General features: G+C 61.7%; 18 protein-coding genes. 12 read left to right on the forward strand and 6 right to left on the reverse strand.

The window, feature by feature from the left end:
* Window positions 1-298: 298 nt before the first annotated feature.
* Entirely contained in the window at window positions 299-1,117 is an 819-nt protein-coding gene (locus IFT47_RS10295) for a class II aldolase/adducin family protein (protein WP_192172751.1), read from the forward strand.
* 74 nt (window positions 1,118-1,191) lie between these two features.
* Here the strand turns inward: IFT47_RS10295 and IFT47_RS10300 are convergent, their stop codons facing one another.
* The 4 genes from IFT47_RS10300 to IFT47_RS10315 form a co-directional block, all read right to left on the reverse strand.
* Window positions 1,192-2,280, reverse strand: a complete 1,089-nt coding sequence (locus tag IFT47_RS10300; RefSeq protein WP_192172750.1) for an LLM class flavin-dependent oxidoreductase — start codon at window positions 2,278-2,280, stop codon at window positions 1,192-1,194.
* Window positions 2,281-2,994: 714 nt separating this feature from the next.
* A complete protein-coding gene (locus IFT47_RS10305; protein WP_133776461.1) occupies window positions 2,995-3,405 on the reverse strand; it encodes a PA2817 family protein in 411 nt (136 codons plus the stop codon).
* Window positions 3,406-3,469: 64 nt separating this feature from the next.
* On the reverse strand, window positions 3,470-3,673 hold the full coding sequence (locus IFT47_RS10310; protein WP_192172749.1) for a hypothetical protein: 204 nt from the start codon (window positions 3,671-3,673) through the stop codon (window positions 3,470-3,472).
* A 198-nt stretch (window positions 3,674-3,871) separates the two neighbouring features.
* Window positions 3,872-6,316, reverse strand: coding sequence for an acyl-CoA dehydrogenase (locus tag IFT47_RS10315; RefSeq protein ID WP_192172748.1), 2,445 nt, complete (start codon window positions 6,314-6,316; stop codon window positions 3,872-3,874).
* Window positions 6,317-6,529: 213 nt separating this feature from the next.
* Here IFT47_RS10315 and IFT47_RS10320 point away from each other — a divergent pair, with 213 nt between their 5' ends.
* From IFT47_RS10320 to IFT47_RS10330, 3 genes are all read left to right on the forward strand, one after another.
* Complete coding sequence (locus IFT47_RS10320) at window positions 6,530-7,153, forward strand: glutathione S-transferase family protein (protein ID WP_192172747.1); 624 nt, start codon at window positions 6,530-6,532, stop codon at window positions 7,151-7,153.
* Between the two features lie 219 nt (window positions 7,154-7,372).
* Window positions 7,373-8,305 (forward strand): ABC transporter ATP-binding protein, encoded by a 933-nt coding sequence (locus tag IFT47_RS10325; protein ID WP_192172746.1) that lies wholly within the window; start codon window positions 7,373-7,375, stop codon window positions 8,303-8,305.
* Window positions 8,302-9,081 carry an ABC transporter permease gene (locus IFT47_RS10330; RefSeq protein ID WP_065993104.1) on the forward strand — a complete coding sequence of 260 codons (780 nt, stop codon included), beginning with the start codon at window positions 8,302-8,304 and terminating at the stop codon, window positions 9,079-9,081. Before IFT47_RS10325 ends, IFT47_RS10330 begins: the two co-directional genes overlap by 4 nt.
* Window positions 9,082-9,252: 171 nt before the next feature.
* On the opposite strand, the gene IFT47_RS10335 is transcribed toward IFT47_RS10330, so the two are convergent.
* On the reverse strand, window positions 9,253-9,768 hold the full coding sequence (locus IFT47_RS10335) for a DUF2062 domain-containing protein (protein WP_192172745.1): 516 nt from the start codon (window positions 9,766-9,768) through the stop codon (window positions 9,253-9,255).
* A 153-nt stretch (window positions 9,769-9,921) separates the two neighbouring features.
* Between IFT47_RS10335 and IFT47_RS10340 the strand changes: the two genes are divergently transcribed.
* From IFT47_RS10340 to IFT47_RS10375, 8 genes are all read left to right on the forward strand, one after another.
* The gene (locus IFT47_RS10340) at window positions 9,922-12,138 is read left to right on the forward strand and encodes a DNA internalization-related competence protein ComEC/Rec2 (RefSeq protein WP_192172744.1); all 2,217 of its coding nucleotides are present in this window, start codon (window positions 9,922-9,924) and stop codon (window positions 12,136-12,138) included.
* Window positions 12,139-12,222: 84 nt separating this feature from the next.
* Window positions 12,223-12,897, forward strand: a complete 675-nt coding sequence (locus IFT47_RS10345) for a MotA/TolQ/ExbB proton channel family protein (protein ID WP_192172743.1) — start codon at window positions 12,223-12,225, stop codon at window positions 12,895-12,897.
* On the forward strand, window positions 12,894-13,325 hold the full coding sequence (locus IFT47_RS10350) for an ExbD/TolR family protein (protein ID WP_065993112.1): 432 nt from the start codon (window positions 12,894-12,896) through the stop codon (window positions 13,323-13,325). Before IFT47_RS10345 ends, IFT47_RS10350 begins: the two co-directional genes overlap by 4 nt.
* Complete coding sequence (lpxK, locus tag IFT47_RS10355) at window positions 13,325-14,320, forward strand: tetraacyldisaccharide 4'-kinase (RefSeq protein ID WP_192172742.1); 996 nt, start codon at window positions 13,325-13,327, stop codon at window positions 14,318-14,320. Before IFT47_RS10350 ends, lpxK begins: the two co-directional genes overlap by 1 nt.
* Before the next feature lie 17 nt (window positions 14,321-14,337).
* Window positions 14,338-14,523: a Trm112 family protein gene (locus tag IFT47_RS10360; protein ID WP_071551147.1), complete on the forward strand. Its 186-nt coding sequence runs from the start codon at window positions 14,338-14,340 to the stop codon at window positions 14,521-14,523.
* Window positions 14,520-15,284 carry a 3-deoxy-manno-octulosonate cytidylyltransferase gene (kdsB, locus tag IFT47_RS10365; protein WP_192172741.1) on the forward strand — a complete coding sequence of 255 codons (765 nt, stop codon included), beginning with the start codon at window positions 14,520-14,522 and terminating at the stop codon, window positions 15,282-15,284. The genes IFT47_RS10360 and kdsB overlap by 4 nt, the downstream gene beginning before the upstream one ends.
* A 46-nt stretch (window positions 15,285-15,330) precedes the next feature.
* Entirely contained in the window at window positions 15,331-16,350 is a 1,020-nt protein-coding gene (murB, locus tag IFT47_RS10370) for a UDP-N-acetylmuramate dehydrogenase (RefSeq protein ID WP_192172740.1), read from the forward strand.
* Between the two features lie 62 nt (window positions 16,351-16,412).
* Complete coding sequence (locus IFT47_RS10375) at window positions 16,413-17,009, forward strand: nucleotidyltransferase family protein (RefSeq protein ID WP_192172739.1); 597 nt, start codon at window positions 16,413-16,415, stop codon at window positions 17,007-17,009.
* 67 nt (window positions 17,010-17,076) lie between these two features.
* On the opposite strand, the gene rne is transcribed toward IFT47_RS10375, so the two are convergent.
* Window positions 17,077-20,433, reverse strand: coding sequence for a ribonuclease E (rne, locus tag IFT47_RS10380; protein WP_407073232.1), 3,357 nt, complete (start codon window positions 20,431-20,433; stop codon window positions 17,077-17,079).
* Between the last annotated feature and the right edge of the window lie 285 nt (window positions 20,434-20,718).

Raw genomic sequence — 20,718 nt, forward strand, 5'->3', positions numbered from 1 at the left:
ATCGCCTGCAAATGGCTGCTTCTGGGCGATTGCTGCTGCTGGTCTCCACCGGTATGAGACGATTTAGACGCGGTTGAAAGAGGGGCGAAGAACTGTCAGTAAATATTGCGGTAGGCAGTCTGACGGCATCAATGCAGCTGATAGGTCTGATTGTCAGCCGACGCCGCCTGATGGAAAGCTCAGGCTGATAATAAAAAATACTGATAATTAGCTTAGAAGAAAATGTGATTTCTAAATGGTTTGCTCAGCGCATAGGCTTCCCCGATTACGTCTGAACCAGACCACCAGGGAGTCATGCATGAGCAACGTCAGTTCTTTACCTGTTCAGTCCAGCGTCAGCACCGCCGTCAACGCCGGCAGCGTGCGTGATCGGGTCAGCCCGGAAGAGTGGGAGGTGCGGGTGAAACTGGCGGCGGCTTACCGGATCGCCGCCCTGAAACGCTGGACCGACCACATCTACACGCATTTTTCCGCGCGCGTGCCGGGGCCTGATGAGCACTTCCTGATCAACGCCTTTGGCTTGCTGTTCGACGAGATCACCGCGTCCAATCTGGTCAAGGTCGACATCGACGGCACCCTCGTCGATGACCCGACCGGCCTGGGCATCAACAACGCCGGCTACGTTATCCACAGCGCCATCCATGCCGCGCGCCCTGATTTACAGGCGGTGCTGCACACCCACACCCGCGACGGGATTGCCGTCTCTGCGCAGAAGAACGGGCTGTTGCTGATCTCCCAGCATTCCCTCGGGTTCTCCGGGCGCGTGGCGTACCATGGTTACGAAGGCATCGCGCAGGACCTCGGCGAGCGTGAACGCCTGGTGGCAGACCTGGGCGACAAGAGCGTGATGATCCTGCGCAACCACGGTCTGCTCACGGCAGGGGTGAGTGTCGAGCACGCGTTTCAGCAGCTCCACAACCTCGAATACGCGTGCAACATTCAGATCGCGGCGCAGGCGGCGGGCAATGCCGAATTGATCTTCCCGCCCGAGGAAGTGGTCAGGAAAGTGGAAGAACAGGCCAAAGTCCTGAAAAGCGGCACGGGTCCGGGCGTGACACGGCACTGGAACGCGCTGATCCGCGAACTGGATCGGCACGGGACGGATTATCAGGCGTGATGTCGAATCCAGGCGCGCCGTTACGCGGCGCGCCTGGCATGGGGTGTTGAGGAGGCCTGCCGCGCAGGCGGCGATTACGCCACTTTCTCGTTCTTCTCCTGCTCACGCCGCGCGACCAATTCCCGTGTCAGCGGGATCAGTTTTTTGCCGTAATCGATTGCGTCTTCCAGCGGATCAAAACCGCGAATCAGGAACGTCGTGATTCCCAAGTCGTAATAATCCAGCAGCGCCTCGGCCACTTGCTCTGCGGTACCCACCAACGCGGTGGAATTGCCTTTCGCGCCGAGCAGTCCGGCAATGCCGGTCCACAAGCGTTTGTCCAGACGCGCACCTTGGGCCGCGGCTTCCAGCAAACGCCGCGAGCCTTCATTCGGCGGTTCGCGTCGCTCAAAGCCGGACGCTTGGGCCAGTACCTTCGCCCGCTCAAGAATATTGTCCGCACGCGCCCAGGCCTTTTCCTCCGTCTCCGCCAGAATCGGCCGCAACGACAGGCTGAAACGTACCGTCCGGCCGTGTTTTGCGGCTTCAGCCCGCACCTGTTTGACGATGTCCCTGACTTGCTCGTAGGTCTCGCCCCACAGCGCATAGACATCGGCATGCTTACCGGCAACTTCCAGCGCAGCCCGCGAGGCACCCCCGAAATACAGCGGAATATGCGGCTGCTGCGGCGACTTGACCAACGAATGAGCGCCCTCGAACTGGTAATAATTACCGTGGTGATCGAACGGCTTGTCGGCCGTCCATTCCTGGCGCACCACGCCGAGGTACTCGTCCGTGCGCGCGTAACGCTCATCCTTGCCAATAAAACTGCCGTCCGCTCGCAGCTCTTGATCATCGCCGCCTGTAATGATGTGCACCGCAATCCGCCCGCCAGTGAACACATCCAGCGTGGCGAATTGCCGAGCGGCGACGGTGGGTGAGATAAAACCCGGACGGTGTGCGACGAGAAACTTCAATGTTGTCGTGACGCTGGCCGCGTAAGACGCCACGAACGCACTGTCCGGGCTGTTGGAATGGTAGGCAACCAGCGCACGATCAAAGCCCGCCTCTTCATGGGCACGGGCGACTTTCTCCACATACTCAGGCTGGACCGCCGGCCCGCTGCGCGGATGAATCTCCGATCCGGGTTGGGTCGCGATATAACCGATGAACTCGACGCTCATGACAATTCCTCGTGCTGATGGAACAACCTGCACCAAGGGGAGGGCGCGGGTGCGAGTCAGCAACATAGGGGGAAGTCGAGGGTCTGTGAAATTCGATTTGGCGCTAAGCTAATTATAAAAAATATGCATTTAGCGGACAGGTAAGATCACAAAATGTTTTGTTGAGCGGCAGAGCCACTGCCAAGCTCAATGACGACGCGGAGCGTCTTGGGCTGCATTCCCACGCAGAGCGCGGGAACGATCAATTCGCGGCGCCCATGCCGACCTCTTCCCGGCTAAAGCCGGTCCTACAAGTGCGCGCAGTCAGAAAGACCGGCGGCGTCCCCCGTAGGACCGGCTTCAGCCGGGAAGCCCTTGATCTGCCGTTGATCTGGATCTTGATCTTCATACGCAGAATGTCCAGACACCGCAAAACGCGACTTGGGTGCAGGCTGAACGCAGGTTTCGCGGAGTGGGCCGAGCCGCATGGATGCGGCGAGCGCGCCGTCAGGACATGGATGTCCGTTCGGCGCGGGCCCACGGAGCGGGACCGGAGTGAAGGAACCCCGACGGAGGAGGGGCCAAACCGAGAGCAAGCACCCTTGGTTACTTGGGGATGGTGCGACTTTCGACTTTTCCAAGTAACTCGCCGAAGGCGAAACAGTCCGCCCCCAGGCGGACGCTCTTGATGTTGATCTTGATCTTGATGTTGATCTTGATCCGGATAACCTCAGATCAATGCTTGGACTCAGACTGCGACATCGCCAACAACTGCTTCTCCTGATTCCAGTCGAACGGCTCCTCGTTCTCCATCGCCTCAAACCGACGCTCCTCCAGCGCCGTATACAAATCAATCTCATCGTCCGGCATGAAATGCAGACAATCGCCCGCGAAAAACCACAACAAATCCCGCGGCACCAAATGAGCAATTTGCGGATAGCGCTGAATCACCTGACACAACAAATCCTGCCCCAGATACTGACTCTCGATCGGATCAGCCGGCAACAGCGTCAGCAACTCATCATAACGCTCCAGAAACAGCGCATGACTTTCTTCGGGGACCTGCTCGGCCTCTCCCAGCGCGACCAGGATGCCGCGCAAATGCAACAGCAGATTCATGATGTGGTCGAGATTGGCGTCGGCCATGATGAAGCCCTCAGAGACAAAAACAGGCGCGGGAGTATAGAGGCCCCCGCCGCCTGCGGCTATCTCAATGCCACAACCCGGCCAGATACCGATGGCCTGCTTCGGTAAGCGCAAGATGAGCATAGGTACGGTCAGGACTGGGCAGACGAGTGACGAAGCCCATCATCAGCAGGGTTTGCAGGGTTTGTGTCGGCTTGCCTCTGTAATGATCCTCCCCCGAGGCAATTTCAGAGAGCAGGCAGCGATGAGTCAGGCGTTGGTTAATCATGATGCGTCCCCTTGGGTTTTTCTTGTTGTTACCAAGGAGTGTAGGACAATTCGCTAGAGCGGTGTATGTAGACGTAAGTCGTGGGCAGCAACTGCAGGAGCGATTCCCTTGCTCGCGGATGACGGCGTGTCAGCTAACGTGCATGTTGCTGACCCACCGCAATCGCGAGCAAGCTCACTCCTACAGGGTACGTCGTTGTTAGCGGGTTTTGCCTTCGGTGGCGACCAGCGCTTCCTTGTCGAAATCATCCACATCGATCACCTTGCGTCGCGCCGCCTCTGTAGCGCGCAAGGTTTCCGCTTCCGCCGCCTGCAGCACGCCTGCGTCGAGCGCGGCGTCGATCAGATGCTCGCCACCCGCCGGTTTGACCTGGCCGCTTTTCACCGCGTGATGAAGTTTGCTGCGGATCGCCTTGGCGCCGCCGAGCAAGTCGCTGGCGTGCTGCAACGCGCCGACCGGATCCTCTGCGTCAGTCGGGCGATAGCAACCGGCAAGCACCGATTCCAGCGCCGGGTCGCCCTTGGCACGGCCAAGGATCTCCGCGACCTGCGCATCGAGCCTGTCCGACGGCCCTTTGTGACGACGACCGAACGGGAACACGATCACCCGCAGCAGCCCGCCGAGAATGCGGTTCGGGAAATTACTGAGCAACTCGTCCAGCGCGCGCTCGGACTCACCCAGCGCTTCTTCCATGGACCAGCAAAACAGCGGCGCCAGCGCTTCGGGATAATCCAGATCGTGGTAACGCTTGAGCGCGGCGGACGCCAGGTACATGTGGCTCAGCACATCGCCAAGACGCGCCGACAGGCGCTCGCGGCGTTTCAGCTCGCCGCCCAGCAGCATCATGCTCAGGTCCGCCAACATCGCGAACGCAGCAGCCTGCCGGTTCAGTGCGCGGAAATAACCCTGACTCAGGCGATCCCCCGGTACGCTTTCGAAATGCCCCAGCCCCAGATTCAGCACCAGCGTGCTGGCCGCGTTGCGCACGGCGAAGCCAATGTGCTGCATGAGCAGACCGTCGAATTCCACCACCGCCCGATCGTGATCCTTACGGCCGGCGAGGGCCATTTCCTTCAGCACGAACGGATGGCAGCGAATAGCGCCCTGACCGAAGATCATCAGGTTGCGCGAGAGAATGTTCGCGCCTTCCACGGTGATGAAGATCGGCGCGCCTTGCCATGAGCGACCGAGGTAGTTGTTCGGGCCCATGATGATGCCCTTGCCGCCGTGCACATCCATCGCGTGGGTGATGCACTCGCGGCCACGCTCGGTCAGGTGGTATTTCAGGATCGCCGACAGCACCGAAGGCTTCTCGCCCAGGTCCACCGCGTTGGCGGTCAGAATGCGCGCACTGTCCATCAGCCATGCGTTGCCACCGATGCGCGCGAGGGATTCCTGAATCCCTTCGAACGCTGCCAGCGGTACGTTGAACTGCTCGCGCGCCTGGGTGTACTGCCCGGTAACGAGGCTGGTGAACTTCGCAGCGCCGGTACCGACCGCCGGCAGGGAAATCGAACGTCCGACCGACAGACAATTCATCAGCATCATCCAGCCTTTGCCGAGCATGTCCTGGCCGCCGATCAGGTATTCCAGCGGAATGAACACGTCCTTGCCGGAGTTCGGGCCGTTCATGAACGCCGCGCCCAGTGGCACATGACGGCGACCGATTTCCACACCGGCGGTGTCGGTTGGAATCAGCGCCAGGCTGATGCCCAGGTCTGTCTCGTCACCGAGCAAATGCTCAGGGTCGTAGGCCTTGAAGGCGAGGCCGAGCAGGGTGGCGACGGGACCGAGGGTGATGTAGCGCTTTTCCCAATTCAGGCGCAGACCAATGACTTCCTCACCTTCCCACTGGCCCTTGCAGATGATCCCGGTGTCAGGCATGGCCCCTGCGTCGGAGCCGGCCAGCGGCCCGGTCAGTGCGAAGCACGGGATCTCGTCGCCTCGCGCCAGGCGCGGCAAGTAATGATTGCGCTGCTCGTCGGTGCCGTAATGCAGCAGCAGTTCCGCCGGGCCCAGTGAGTTAGGAACCATCACGGTGGAGGCCAGATCGCCGCTGCGGGTCGCCAACTTCATCGCTACTTGCGAGTGGGCGTAGGCCGAGAAGCCTTTACCGCCGTATTCCTTGGGAATGATCAGCGCGAAGAAACCATGCTCCTTTATATGCGCCCAGGCTTCCGGCGGCAGGTCCATGGCCTGACCGATCTCCCAGTCGCTGACCATGGCACACAGTGCTTCAGTCGGGCCGTCGAGGAACGCCTGCTCTTCATCGGTCAGCTTGCTTTTCGGGTAGCTGAGCAGGGTGTTCCAGTCCGGACGTCCGCTGAACAGCTCTCCATCCCACCACACCGTGCCGGCGTCGATGGCGTCACGCTCGGTGGCGGACATCGGCGGCAGCACTTTCTGAAACCACGAGAACATCGGCGCACTGAAGTGTTTGCGGCGCAGGTCCGGCAGCGCCAGCATCAACGCGACGCCAATCCACAACACCCACGGGATGATCATCCAGCCGTGGGCATGGCTGAACGCGCCCATCGCCAGCAGGTACACCGCGACGATGCCCAGGGCGGGGAAGGGCGCAACTCGCCGATGGGCCAGCCAGGCCACGCCGACAACCAACACTACGATCCACAGCAACAACATAAACAGCCCTCCATGATGACGGTGCGATAAGCGCAACCGGCTGCGCAGTCGACCGCTCTGGCCCGCGCTTCGATAGTGACCCCGGGCTACCAAGGGAGTTCGGGGGCTGGCCGATGCACAGGAAGTTGTGGCTCGAACACCCGCATCCCGGAGTAGACTGTGGCCCGCCGCAAACGCCACTCATCGCTCGTTGACCACACGGAGAATGACAACATGTTGAAGATCTGGGGCCGCAAGAACTCGTCCAATGTGCGCAAGGCATTGTGGATCGCCGAGGAACTGGGACTGCAATACGAGTCGCTGAATGCCGGCGGCGCCTTTGGTGTTAACGATCAGCCCGAGTACTTGGCGAAGAATCCCAACGGTGTGGTGCCGATGATTGAAGACGGCGAGTTCGTGCTGTGGGAATCCAACACCATCGTCCGTTATCTGGCGGCTCAATACGCGCCGGATTCTGCTTTCTATCCCGCCGGCCCCAAGGCGCGCGCTCAGGCGGAGAAGTGGATGGACTGGACTACGTCGACGCTGGCCGGCCCTTTCCGCCCGGTGTTCTGGGGCGTAGTACGCACGCCGGCCGACAAACAGGACTGGACGCAGATCAACGCGGCCAAAGCTGAAGTCGAGCGCCTGCTGGTCATCGTCGACGCAGCACTGGCGCATCAGCCGTACCTCTCAGGCGACGAATTCGGCGTGGGCGACATTCCCCTCGGCTGCTTCGCTTATCCCTGGTTCGAAATGCCGATTGAACGTCGCGAGCTGCCCCACCTCAAAGCCTGGTACGAGCGTTTGCAACAGCGTCCGGCGTATCGAAAGGCCGTCATGACCGCACTGACCTGAGTTCAGCCCGCGTCGAGTTAATACTGACTATCAATCGATGTCGCTGTACTTGGGCGGCATCGGCCCGCAACATTGCGGCCACTGCGTTTGTAGCCTTGTGTTGCGCCTGATATTCCAGCTGCGCAGCACGGTAAATGTCAGCGCCCCTGTGAGCCCGGCAACTGCACGTTCGTATTCGTTTATCTTCCCTTTTCATTTTTTATTGGTGTGTGTTCAGTCATGAGTTCAGCTCTGTCCATCCGGCAGCTAACCAAGACCTACGGCAACGGTTTCCAGGCCCTCAAGGGCATTGATCTGGACGTCGCCGAGGGTGATTTCTTCGCATTGCTCGGCCCCAACGGCGCCGGCAAATCCACCACCATCGGGATCATCTCGACCCTGGTCAACAAAACCAGCGGCACGGTGAACATCTTCGGCCACGACCTCGATACCAATCCGGCGCAACTCAAGCGCTCGATCGGCGTGGTGCCGCAGGAATTCAATTTCAATCAGTTCGAGAAGACTTTCGATATCGTCGTGACTCAGGCGGGTTATTACGGCATTCCGCCGAAGATCGCCAAAGAGCGCGCCGAGCAGTACCTGACCCAGCTTGGGTTGTGGGACAAGCGCGACTCGCCGTCACGTTCGTTGTCCGGCGGCATGAAACGCCGACTGATGATTGCCCGCGCACTGATTCATGAGCCGCGTTTGTTGATCCTCGACGAGCCTACTGCCGGCGTTGATATCGAGCTGCGACGTTCGATGTGGACCTTCCTCACCGAGCTGAACGAGAAGGGCATCACCATCATCCTCACCACGCATTATCTGGAGGAGGCTGAGCAGCTGTGCCGCAACATCGGCATCATCGATCACGGCACGATCATCGAAAACACCAGCATGAAGAACCTGCTCAACAAGCTGCATGTGGAGACCTTCCTGCTGGACCTGCGCGATCCACTGCAGGCCGCGCCTCAGCTCAACGGTTATCCGGTGAAACGGGTGGATAGCCAGACGCTTGAGGTGCAGGTCGACAAGACCATCGGCATCACGTCGCTGTTCAGCCAGCTGTCGCTGCAGAACATTCAGGTGCTGAGCCTGCGCAATAAAACCAATCGCCTTGAGGAGTTGTTCGTGGGTCTGGTCGAGAAGAATCTGGCGAAGGTGGCGATATGAGCTCGGAGCTGCGTCCCAACCTGATCGCCCTGAACACCATCGTTTACCGTGAGGTCCGGCGCTTCATGCGGATCTGGCCGCAGACCCTGCTGCCGCCGGCGATCACCATGGTTCTGTACTTCGTGATCTTCGGCAACCTGATCGGTCGGCAGATCGGCGACATGGGTGGCTTCACCTACATGCAGTACATCGTGCCCGGCCTGATCATGATGTCGGTGATCACCAACTCCTACGGCAACGTCGTCTCGAGCTTCTTCGGCGCCAAGTTCCAGCGTTCGGTCGAAGAGCTGATGGTCTCGCCGGTGTCGCCGCACACCATTCTGATCGGCTACACCATCGGCGGCGTACTGCGCGGGCTGGCGGTGGGGGTGATCGTCACGATGCTGTCGATGTTCTTCACCGACCTGCAGGTGCATCACCTGGGGATCACCATCATTGTGGTGCTGCTGACCGCGACAATCTTTTCGCTGCTGGGCTTCATCAACGCTGTGTTTGCGCGCAATTTTGATGATATCTCGATCATCCCGACCTTTGTGCTGACGCCGTTGACCTACCTGGGCGGGGTGTTCTATTCGATTAACCTGCTGCCGCCGTTCTGGCAAACCGTGTCGCTGGCCAACCCGGTGCTGCACATGGTCAACGCCTTCCGCTTCGGCATCCTCGGCGTGTCGGACATCAAGATCAGCATCGCCCTGGCGTTCATGGTCGTTGCGACCATCGTGCTCTATCTGGGCTGTGCGCGACTGCTGGTGAGCGGGCGCGGGATGCGTCAGTAACAGATTTAGGACGATCTTGTGAAATAGCGGCGGACTCGATTATGAGTCCGCCGCATTCTTATGTGGGAGCGAGCTTGCTCGCGAAGACTCCATTACACGCGCTGAATGGGTAGCGGATGTACTGACCTCTTCGCGAGCAAGCTCGCTCCCACCGGATTGGCGGCGTTGGCGCTACTGACGTTTAGCCTTGCGCTGCTTCCACTGCCGTCCGACCCACCAGCGCCAATACCCCATCGTCCCGAAATACCCCGCCACGCCCAGCACGATCCCCGCCACCACCGACCCCAGCAAAAATGGCTGCCACAGGGTAGAAAGCTGCCCGCTGATCCAGTCCCAGCTCAGTTCGTCCGGGAAATGCCGTGGCGGCAAGCCCATGAGCAGCGCACCGATTTTGTAGGTGCAATAGAACACCGGCGGCATCGTCAGCGGGTTGGTCAGCCAGCACAGACTCACCGCAATCGGCATGTTGGCCCGCACCCAGATCGCCAGCACGGCGGCCAGCAGCATCTGCAATGGCATCGGCATCAAGGCGGCGAACAGCCCGATCCCCATTGCGCGCGCTACGGAGCGTCGATTGAGGTGCCAGAGGTTGGGGTCGTGCAGAAGAGAGCCAAGAAAGCGTAAGGATTTGTGTTCCCGGATGCTGTTCGGATCGGGCATGTACCGCTTGATCAGGTGGCGTGGCATACGGGAATCCGGCGAGGTGGGCGGGAAATTCGAGGAAGTATGCACGGATAGTCGCAAACGCAAATTCAGACTTTGTGACAATTAATAAGCGCGCGTGCCGGGGCATCGGCTAAGCCATGGAGGTTGATTTAGCCTGCAGACAAGGAAAGCCTCATGCGCACGGGGATGCTCGCACTTGCACTCGGATTGCTGACGCTACGTTTTTTGCCAGCACTACCGCCGGTCTGGTTGCTGCTGGCGATGCCCGTGGTGGCGCTGATGATGCTGCCGTTTCGCACCTACCCGCTGGCGTTTTACCTGTTCGGCCTCACTTGGGCCTGCGTCTCGGCGTCGTCGGCGCTGGATGACCGACTGGCCGAGCGCCTCGATGGGCAAACGCTCTGGCTGGAAGGGCGCGTGGTCGGGCTGCCGCAGACCGTCGACGGCGTGGTGCGTTTTCAGCTGGATGATCCCGTTTCACGACGCGCGCGATTGCCCGAGCAGATCCGCATCGGCTGGTACGGCGGCCCGCCGGTCAATAGCGGAGAGCGCTGGCGTCTGGCGGTCAAGCTCAAACGCCCGGGCGGGCTGGTCAACCCCGGCGCGTTCGATTACCAGGCATGGCTGCTGGCCCAGCGCATTGGCGCTACCGGCACCGTGGTGGACGGTCAGTTGCTCGAACCGGCCCGGGGCAATTGGCGCGACGGCATCCGCCAGCGCCTGCTCAGTGTGGATGCCCAGGGCCGACAGGGCGGGCTGGCTGCTTTGGTGCTCGGTGACGATTCAGGACTGAGCGCCGCCGACTGGCAGGTCCTGCAGGATACCGGCACCGTTCACCTGTTGGTCATCTCCGGGACGCACATCGGCTTGCTTGCCGGCTTGCTCTACGGGCTCGTCGCCGGGCTGGCCCGCTGGGGCGCGTGGCCGGCTTTTTTACCCTGGCTGCCCTCGGCGTGCATCGCGGCCTTCTCGGGCGCGCTGGCCTATGGCGTGCTGGCGGGGTTTGAAGTGCCGGTGCAGCGGGCTGTCACCATGCTGGGTCTGGTGCTGCTGTGGCGTCTGCGGTTTCGCCATCTGGGCACCACGTGGCCGCTTTTGCTGGCGCTGAATCTGGTGCTGATCGCCGAGCCGTTGATCACGCTGCGCCCCGGCTTTTGGCTGTCGTTTCTGGCCGTCGCGATCCTGATGCTGATCTTCAGCGGGCGACTCGGGCGGTGGAGCTGGCTGCAGAGCTGGACCCGCGCACAATGGCTGATTGCGCTTGGCCTGATGCCGGTGTTGCTGGCGCTGAACCTGCCGGTGAGCGTGAGCGGCCCCGTCGTCAATCTGCTCGCCGTGCCGTGGGTAAGCCTGTTGATTCTGCCGCTGGCGTTGCTCGGCACGCTGCTGCTGGCGATTCCATCCCTTGGCGAAAGCCTGCTGTGGCTGGGGGGCGGTTCGATGGACGGGTTGTTTCGATGGCTCTCGTTCATGGCGGATCTCGCTCCCGCCTGGACCGGGCCCCACGTGCCGGTGTGGGTCTGGCCGCTCAGCCTGCTCGGCGCGTTGCTGCTGTTACTGCCCAAAGGCCTGCCGATGCGTCCGCTGGGCTGGCCGTTACTGTTGCTGTGCATCTTTCCGCCGCAGAAGACAGTGCCCGCCGGGCAAGTCGAAGTGTTGCAACTGGACGTAGGGCAGGGTCTTGCCATATTGCTCCGTACCCGTGATCACGCCCTGCTGTACGACGCGGGGCCGCGCTTCGGCGATTTCGATATCGGCGAGCGCGTGGTGTTGCCGGCCATTCGGCGCGCCGGGGTCAGGCAGCTGGACACGCTGCTGCTCAGTCATGCCGATTCTGATCATGCCGGTGGCGCCGCCGCTGTTCTAAAAGGCGTGCTCGTTGCGAGAGTGCTGGCGGGAGACGTAGGGCGCATGCCTGCCGAGTTGTCGGCCGAGTCCTGCAGTAACGGGGAAACATGGACGTGGGATGAAGTCGTTTTTTCCACCTGGAGTTGGGAGCAAGCCGCCGAGGGCAATCAGGCCTCGTGCGTGCTCAGCGTCGAGGCCAACGGCGAGCGGCTGTTGCTGACCGGTGATATCGACGTGGAGGCAGAGCGCGCCATGCTCGCCGATGGCTTCAACGTCAGCGCCCACTGGCTGCAATCCCCCCACCACGGCAGCCGCAGCTCGTCGTCCCGGGCGTTTCTGCGCGCGGTCGGCGCCCGGGGCGTGCTGATTTCCCGTGGCCGTAATAATGCGTTCGGTCATCCCCATCCTCTGGTGATGTCGCGGTATGCATGGTCTGGCATGGAGATTCACGACAGCGCTGTGCTGGGCGCTATCACCGTGCAATTGGGCGCCTACGAAACGGCGATGGCCGAACGTAGGACGCGACGCTTCTGGCGTGACTGAAAGGTCTGGTTATTCATCGACACGTTCGGCGAGGCGCCGACGCTATGTTAGAGTGGCGCCACTTTTTTTGAGGGGGTGGTCGCTGTGTGGGAACTGGTCAAATCAGGTGGCTGGATGATGCTACCGATCATTTTGAGTTCCATCGCCGCCGTCGGAATCATCATTGAACGCCTCTGGACCCTGCGCGCCAGCCGCATCACGCCGCCGCATTTGCTCGGCCAGGTGTGGCGCTGGATTCAGGACAACCAGCTGAGCGCCGAAAAGCTCAAAGAGCTGCGCGCCGATTCGCCATTGGGTGAAATCCTCGCCGCAGGCCTCGCCAATTCCCGTCATGGCCGCGAGATCATGAAAGAGTGCATCGAGGAGGCCGCAGCCCGGGTTATTCACGAGCTCGAACGCTATCTGGCAACACTCGGCACCATCGCTGCCATGGCCCCGCTGCTGGGTCTGCTGGGCACCGTGCTCGGCATGATCGACATCTTCAGCTCGTTCACCAGCAGCGGCATGACCGGTAACGCCGGTATGCTCGCCGGCGGTATTGGCAAGGCACTCATCTGCACCGCCTCTGGCCTGACCGTCGCGATTCCCGCGATCTTCTTTCACCGCTACCTGCAAAGCCGCGTGGATGAACTGGTCGTCGGCATGGAACAGGAAGCCATCAAGCTGGTGGAAGTCGTGCAGGGCGATCGTGACGTCGATCTGACCGACGCCAAGCCGGACATCAAGGCTGCCGCGCGTGGCGAGGGCAAGAAGAAGTGAAATTCCGCCGTCGCAAGCCCAGGGAGACCATCGACATCAATCTGGTGTCGCTGATCGACGTGGTGTTCATCCTGCTGCTGTTCTTTGTCGTGACCACCACGTTCACCCGGGAAACCCAGCTGCGCGTCGACCTGCCCCAGGCGGTGACCGGTGCTTCGGCCGATGACGTCGACAAAAAGCACCTCGACATCACCATCAATGCCGACGGTGTTTACTCGGTTAACAACACGCTGCTGGGCGACAGCAAGCTGGAAACCCTGATTGATGCCTTGCAAAAGGAGTCCGAGGGCGACACCAGCCTGCCGCTGTCGATCAGCGCTGACGGCAAGACCCCCCATCAGGCGGTGATTACCGCCATGGATGCTGCCGGCAAACTCGGTTTCGCTCATTTGCGCATGACCACCGTCGAGGCCGCATCGGCTAACTGATGGCATTCACTGACCGACTGCTCGACGCCTGGTACAACGGCCATCCGGCGCTGGTGTTATTGCGCCCGCTCGAATGCCTGTACCGGCGCGTGGTGAACCGCAAGCGCGCGCGTTTCCTCGCAGGGCAGGGCGACATCTATAAAGCGCCCGTTCCGGTCGTTGTCGTCGGCAATATCACCATCGGCGGCACCGGCAAGACGCCGCTGATTCTCTGGATGATCGACCATTGCCGGGCCCGCGGCCTGCGCGTCGGTGTGGTCAGTCGGGGCTATGGCGCCAAGCCGCCGAGCCTGCCCTGGCGCGTAGTGCCGCAACAGACTGCCGAGCACGCGGGCGATGAACCGCTGCTGATCGTCAATCGCACCGGCGTGCCACTGATGATCGACCCGGACCGCTCGCAAGCCGTGCGCGCCTTGCTGGCTGAAGAGCCCCTCGACCTCATTCTTTCCGACGACGGCCTGCAGCACTATCGCCTGAACCGCGACCTCGAACTGGTGCTGATCGATGCCGTTCGCGGGCTTGGCAATCACCGCTGCCTGCCGGCGGGCCCGTTGCGCGAACCAGTCGAGCGGCTGCAAAGCGTAGATGCGCTGCTGTACAACGGCGCGGGCGCTGATCGCGAAGACGGCTTTGGGTTTCAGCTCAAGCCCTCCACGCTGGTCAACCTGGTCACCGGTGAACGCCGGCCGGTCGATCATTTCCTGCCCGGTCAGCAGGTCCACGCAGTGGCCGGCATCGGTAATCCACAACGTTTCTTCAACACCCTCGAAGGACTACACTGGCGGCCTGTTCCACATGCGTTCGCCGACCACGCCGTGTTCAGTGCCCAATCCCTGTCGTTCACTCCGGCATTGCCCGTGGTCATGACCGAGAAGGACGCCGTCAAATGCGCCTCCTTCGCCGCGCCGGACTGGTGGTATCTGGCCGTGGAAGCCGCGCCTTCGCCGGCGTTCGTCAGTTGGTTCGATTCGCAGTTAACCCGTCTTTTGCCATGACTCGCTCAGGATCTCTTATGGACACCAAATTGCTCGACATTCTTGCCTGCCCGATCTGCAAGGGTCCCCTCAAGCTCAGCGCCGATAAAACCGAGCTGATCAGCAAAGGCGCCGGCCTTGCCTATCCGATCCGCGACGGCATCCCGGTGATGCTGGAAAGCGAAGCGCGCACCCTCACCGCCGACGAGCGTCTGGACAAATGACCGCAGCGTTCACCGTTGTCATTCCGGCACGCTACGGCTCCAGTCGCTTTCCGGGCAAGCCGTTGAAAACCATCGCCGGCAAGCCGATGATCCAGCACGTCTGGGAACAGGCGTGCAAAAGCAGCGCAGAGCGCGTGGTGGTTGCCACTGACGATCAGCGCATCGTCGACGCCTGCCAGTCGTTCGGCGCCGAAGTGCTGATGACCCGCGACGATCACAACTCCGGGACCGACCGCCTGGCTGAAGTCGCCGCCAAGCTGGGTCTGGCCGACGACGCCATCGTGGTCAACGTCCAGGGCGACGAGCCGATGATCCCGCCCGCCGTGATCGATCAGGTTGCCGACAATCTCGCCGCACACCCCGAAGCGCGCATGTCGACCCTCGCCGAGCCGATCGAGGACGTGGCATCACTGTTCAATCCCAATGTGGTCAAGGTCTGCTCGGACCTCAATGGTCTGGCGCTGACCTTCAGCCGCGCGCCGCTGCCCTGGGCTCGCGATGCGCTGGCGAAGACCCGCGACGAGCTGCCGGAAGGCGTGCCGTATCGCCGTCACATCGGCATTTATGCCTACCGCGCCGGGTTCCTCCACGACTTCGTCAGCTGGGGCCCATGCTGGCTGGAAAACACCGAAAACCTCGAGCAGTTGCGTGCGCTCTGGCACGGCGTGCGCATTCACGTGGCCGATGCCCTTGAAGCGCCTCCGGCCGGCGTCGACACCGCCGAAGACCTGGAACGCGTTCGTCGTCTGCTGGAGGGTTGATGGGCATGGGTCTGGTCACTCTTCCACTGTTTTCGCGGATGCACCCATGACGCTGAATGTGCAGCACGACGTGTCTCTCAAGCCCTACAACACGTTCGGCGTGGCTGTGCGTGCCCGGCGTTTTGCCGAGGCGTTCAGCGACGACGACGTGCGCGAGGCCCTCGCGTATTCGGCCAGCCACGACGTGCCGCTGATGGTCATCGGCGGCGGCAGCAACCTGCTGCTGACCCGTGACGTCGATGCCCTCGTGTTGCGCATGGCCAGCCGGGGCATCCGCATCACCCACGAGGATTGCGGCGGCGCCATTGTTGAAGCGGAGGCTGGGGAGCCCTGGCATCCTTTCGTCCAGGACACGCTCGCTCAGGGACTGGCCGGGCTGGAAAACCTCAGCCTGATCCCGGGCACCGTCGGCGCTGCACCGATGCAAAACATCGGCGCTTACGGCGTTGAACTCAAGGATGTTTTCCACAGCCTGACCGCGATCGATCGACACAACGGCGAGCTGCGGGAATTTGCCCTGGCCGACTGCGCGTTCGGTTACCGGGACAGCCTGTTCAAGCGTCAGCCAAACCGCTGGCTGATCCTGCGGGTTCGCTTCAAGCTCAGTTACTCGGCGAGCCTGCATCTCGATTACGGTCCGGTGCGTCAGCGGCTGGAAGAGCAGGGCATCAAAGAGCCTTCGCCGATCCACGTGAGCCGGGCGATCTGCGCCATTCGCAGCGAAAAACTGCCGGACCCCGCGACGCTGGGCAACGCGGGGAGCTTCTTCAAGAACCCTCTGGTGTCCGCCGAGCGTGTGGCTGTCATCAAACTCACGCACCCTGGCGTGGTCGGCTACCCTCAGGCCGATGGTCAGGTAAAACTGGCGGCCGGCTGGTTGATCGAGCAGGCGGGCTGGAAGGGCTTTCGCGATGGTGACGCCGGCGTTCATGCGCTGCAGTCGCTGGTGCTGGTCAATTACGGCCAGGCATCGGGCGGGCAATTGCTCGGTCTCGCGCAGCGGATTCAGGCGGACATCCTCGAGCGCTTCGGTGTTGCGCTTGAGATGGAGCCTAACCTGTATTGACCGTGGGATCCGTCCTCTTCCGCTTTGAGTTTCAGTCAGCGTGTATCCCATGAGGGTTGAACATGAGTGAAACGCTGTGTGCCGTCGTGCTGGCGGCGGGCCTCGGCAGTCGCTATCGAGCGGTTGCCGGTGACCACCGCAACAAGCTGCTGGCGCAATGCATCGGGCGTGACGGCATGGAGCGATCGGTGCTGGAGCAGGTGCTTGCCCACGTAAAAACCCTCGCCGATAAAACCGTCCTTCTGACACGAGCCGATTACTGCAGCGTGGCCGAGTTGGGTCTGCGCCACGGCTGTGAAGTGGTGGTGCTGGATTCCCCTGGCATGGGCGACAGCATCGCCGCTGCTGTATCGGCCGAGCCTGCTCATCGCGGCTGGTTGATTGCGTTGGGCGACATGCCCTTCATTCATGCTGACACACTCGAGCGCGTGGCCTGCTCGGTGGAGGACGACGCCATCAGCGTACCGGTCCATGGCGGGCGTTATGGGCACCCCGTCGCTTTTGGTCGTGCGTTCGGGCCGGCGCTCATGGCACTTGCCGGGGAGAAGGGCGCCAAACGGCTTTTCCAGGGCGCGCGGATCAAGGAGATCGAGGTTGACGACCCAGGTGTGTTGTGGGACGTGGACGTGCCTGCTGCGCTGATCTTTCAACCCGGCTGATTTCAAACCTCCAGGCATAAAAAAGCCCCACCTGCTTACACAGGTGGGGCTTTTTAGTTACCGCCGATTAAACGAGCGGTTTAGGCTCATCCGAGGCTTGCGCCTCTTTCTGCTGACGCTCGGCTTCCAGACGACGGCGGCGCACTTCACGGGGATCGTTCGGTGCACGGCCATTGCTGGCAACCGGCAGCGCAGGCGTCTCTTCTTTGGCCGGTTCTGCAACCGGCACTTGAGGAGGTTCGACAGCGACTGGCGCAGCGACGATTTCCGGCGCTGCAGTCTGAGCTGGCGCTTCTACGGCTGGCGCGATGACCGGTTCAGCGGCCACAGGCTGCTGAGCAACGGGTTCAACCACGGTCGGCGCGTCGATTACCGAGGCCTTGGCGTGCACTGGCTCGGCGGCTTGAGCAGGTTCAGAGATCTGAACGAGCTCAGACGCTTCGGCAGGCTCGGCCGTCTGAACAGGCTCAGCAGCCTGGACATGCTCGGCTTTAACAGGCTCAACAACGTGAACCGGCTCAGCCACGGCGACTTCAACCGCCTCATGCACCAGCGCAGGAGTCGGCATAAAGGCCGGGGCTTCCACAACCGCTGGCGCTTCAACAGCGACCGAAGTCTCGGCACTGGCTGGCGTGTCGGTCGATTCGGCTTCAGCGGCGGCTTTCACCTGGCGTTCGAACGGGCTCAGTGAGGCGTCGAATGTTGCCACTTCCACTTCCGGCAACACAGAGCGCTTGGCTTCAGGGGCAGGGGACTCGACGGCGGGCGCTTCTGGCGCTGCTTCGGAGGCCTGAGCCACCGGTGCTGCTTCAGTCGCGCGGGCTTCAACGGACGTGTTCGCACGTTCAGCCTGGCGGTGGGCATCGGCTTCGGCGGTGGCGCTGATGACGCGCTCCGCTACGGCAGCAACGCTTGCACCTGCAGCGACATCGCCACGGTCGGCGTTTGCGTGCACTTCGTCATGGGACTCATGACTGTGCTCAGTGCTTTCGCCGTCGTGGGCTTCAGAGCCTTCCGAACCCTCAACGCCTTCGCTGCCTTCGATTTCATTGCCGTTGGCATCACGCTGACGCTCACGACGGTTGCTGCGACGACGCTGACCACGTGAACGACGACGAGGGCGATCGCCTTCGGCGTGCTCCTGGTTGTCATCCTGCTGCTCTTCGCTGGTCAGCAGGGTTTCGTCTTCGGCAGCCACTACAGCCTGTTCGGCGCGTGGTTGACGCTCTTCACGCGGCGCACGCGGCTGACGCTCTTCACGCGGGGCGCGCTCAGGGCGTTCTTCGCGGGGCAGGTTGACAGCCGGTGCGGCGTCGATCGGCTCACGCAGTTCACGCACACGCTCTTCACGCGGCTTGCGGTCTTCACGCCCAGCACGTGGCTGACGCTCTTCGCGAGGCGCACGGGCCTGACGCTCTTCACGCGGTGCGGTAGTTTCTTCACGGGCTTCACGCGCCTCGCGCGGTGCACGCTCTTCACGAGGCGCGCGTTCCTCACGTGGGGCACGTTCTTCACGGGGTGCGCGTTCTTCGCGATCGGCACGCGGCGCACGTTCTTCACGCGGCTTGCGTTCTTCGTCACGGCGACCATTACGGCTGCGGCTCTGCTGACGGCCATTACGGCGCTCATCGTTGCGCGCAGGACGCTCGGCAGCCGGTTTTTCTACCACGGCGGCAGGTGCGGCAGCGGCAGGCTCTTCCTTGGAAGCGAACAGGCTGACCAGCGACTTCACCAAGCCTTTGAACAAGCTTGGCTCGTGGGCAACCGGTGCAGGGGCAGCGGCAACCGGTGCAGCGGCTTCAACCGGAACCGGTGCGTTGGCACGGGCCGGAGCGGTCTTGACTGCCGCTTCCTGGCGAACCAGGGTGCGGGTAGCAGCGGCAGGCGGTGCAACTTCTTCCACTTCAGCAGCAGCGGCAGCGATTTCATAGCTGGTCTGCAGGCTGTGGGCTTCCGGACTGTCATCACGCAGACGCTGCACTTCGAAGTGCGGGGTTTCGAGATGGTCGTTCGGCAGAATGATGATGCGCGCGCGGGTGCGCAGTTCGATCTTGGTGATCGAGTTGCGTTTTTCGTTGAGCAGGAACGCAGCGACCGGGATCGGCACTTGAGCGCGCACTTCGGCCGTGCGGTCTTTCAGCGCTTCTTCTTCAATCAGGCGAAGGATTGCCAGGGACAGCGATTCAACGTCACGAATGATGCCGGTGCCGTTGCAACGCGGGCAGACAATGCCGCTGCTCTCACCCAGGGATGGACGCAGACGCTGACGGGACATTTCCAGCAGGCCGAAGCGCGAGATGCGACCCACCTGAACGCGGGCACGGTCGGCTTCGAGGCTTTCACGGACCTTTTCTTCCACGGCGCGCTGGTTCTTGGCCGGGGTCATGTCGATGAAGTCGATGACGATCAGGCCGCCGATGTCGCGCAGACGCAGTTGACGGGCGATTTCCTCAGCCGCTTCAAGGTTGGTCTGCAGGGCGGTCTCTTCGATGTCGCTGCCTTTGGTGGCGCGCGCCGAGTTGATGTCGATGGACACCAGTGCTTCGGTCGGATCGATGACAATGGAGCCACCGGAAGGCAGTTCGACGACGCGCTGGAAGGCGGTTTCGATCTGGCTTTCGATCTGGAAACGGTTGAACAGCGGAACGCTGTCTTCGTAGAGCTTGATCTTGCTGGCGTACTGCGGCATCACCTGACGGATGAACGTCAGCGCTTCTTCCTGGGCTTCGACGCTGTCGATCAGCACTTCGCCGATGTCCTGGCGCAGATAGTCGCGGATGGCGCGGATGATGACGTTGCTTTCCTGATAGATCAGGAAGGGCGCGGAGCGGTCGAGGGAAGCCTCTTTGATCGCGGTCCACAGTTGCAGCAGGTAATCGAGGTCCCACTGCATTTCTTCGCTGCTGCGGCCAAGGCCGGCAGTACGAACGATCAGACCCATGTCGGCAGGGGCGATCAGGCCGTTCAGCGCTTCACGCAGTTCGTTGCGCTCCTCGCCTTCGATACGACGGGAAATGCCGCCGGCGCGCGGGTTGTTCGGCATCAGGACCAGATAGCGGCCTGCGAGGCTGATGAACGTGGTCAGGGCAGCGCCCTTGTTGCCGCGCTCTTCTTTCTCGACCTGAACGATGACTTCCTGGCCTTCGCTCAGGACGTCCTTGATGTTGACGCGGCCTTCGGGCGACTTCTTGAAGTATTCGCGGGAGATTTCTTTCAGCGGCAGAAAGCCGTGACGCTCGGAGCCGAAGTCGACAAACGCGGCTTCAAGGCTGGGTTCGATACGCGTGATCCGGCCTTTATAGATGTTGGCCTTCTTCTGTTCGCGGGCCCCGGATTCGATGTCCAGGTCGTAGAGGCGCTGGCCGTCTACCAGCGCAACACGCAACTCTTCGGGTTGAGTTGCGTTAATCAGCATTCTTTTCATGTAGTACCGTCGGTTTCCGGGCTGCCGGAAACGGCGTTCGGCACACACGACTTCTCACGGTCGGTGTCAGGGCACGTCAGGAGTGCTTGAACACTCCAGTGTCTAACGAGGTTCGGCCAGCGGGGCCGAGTCGCGACGACGTTCCTGCTTGCTGTGGTGACAAATGACACCCTGTCAGCAAAAGCTTTGTCAGGAGGAGGAATCAACCATCGGTAGCGGACGATATGAAGCGTCTTGAATAAAGCCTTGTGCTACACAGTCCGACGGTTGTGCGTCTCCACCCCA

Origin of the sequence: Pseudomonas sp. CFBP 13711, from assembly GCF_014842265.1 — a bacterium.
Taxonomy (GTDB): Bacteria; Pseudomonadota; Gammaproteobacteria; order Pseudomonadales; family Pseudomonadaceae; genus Aquipseudomonas.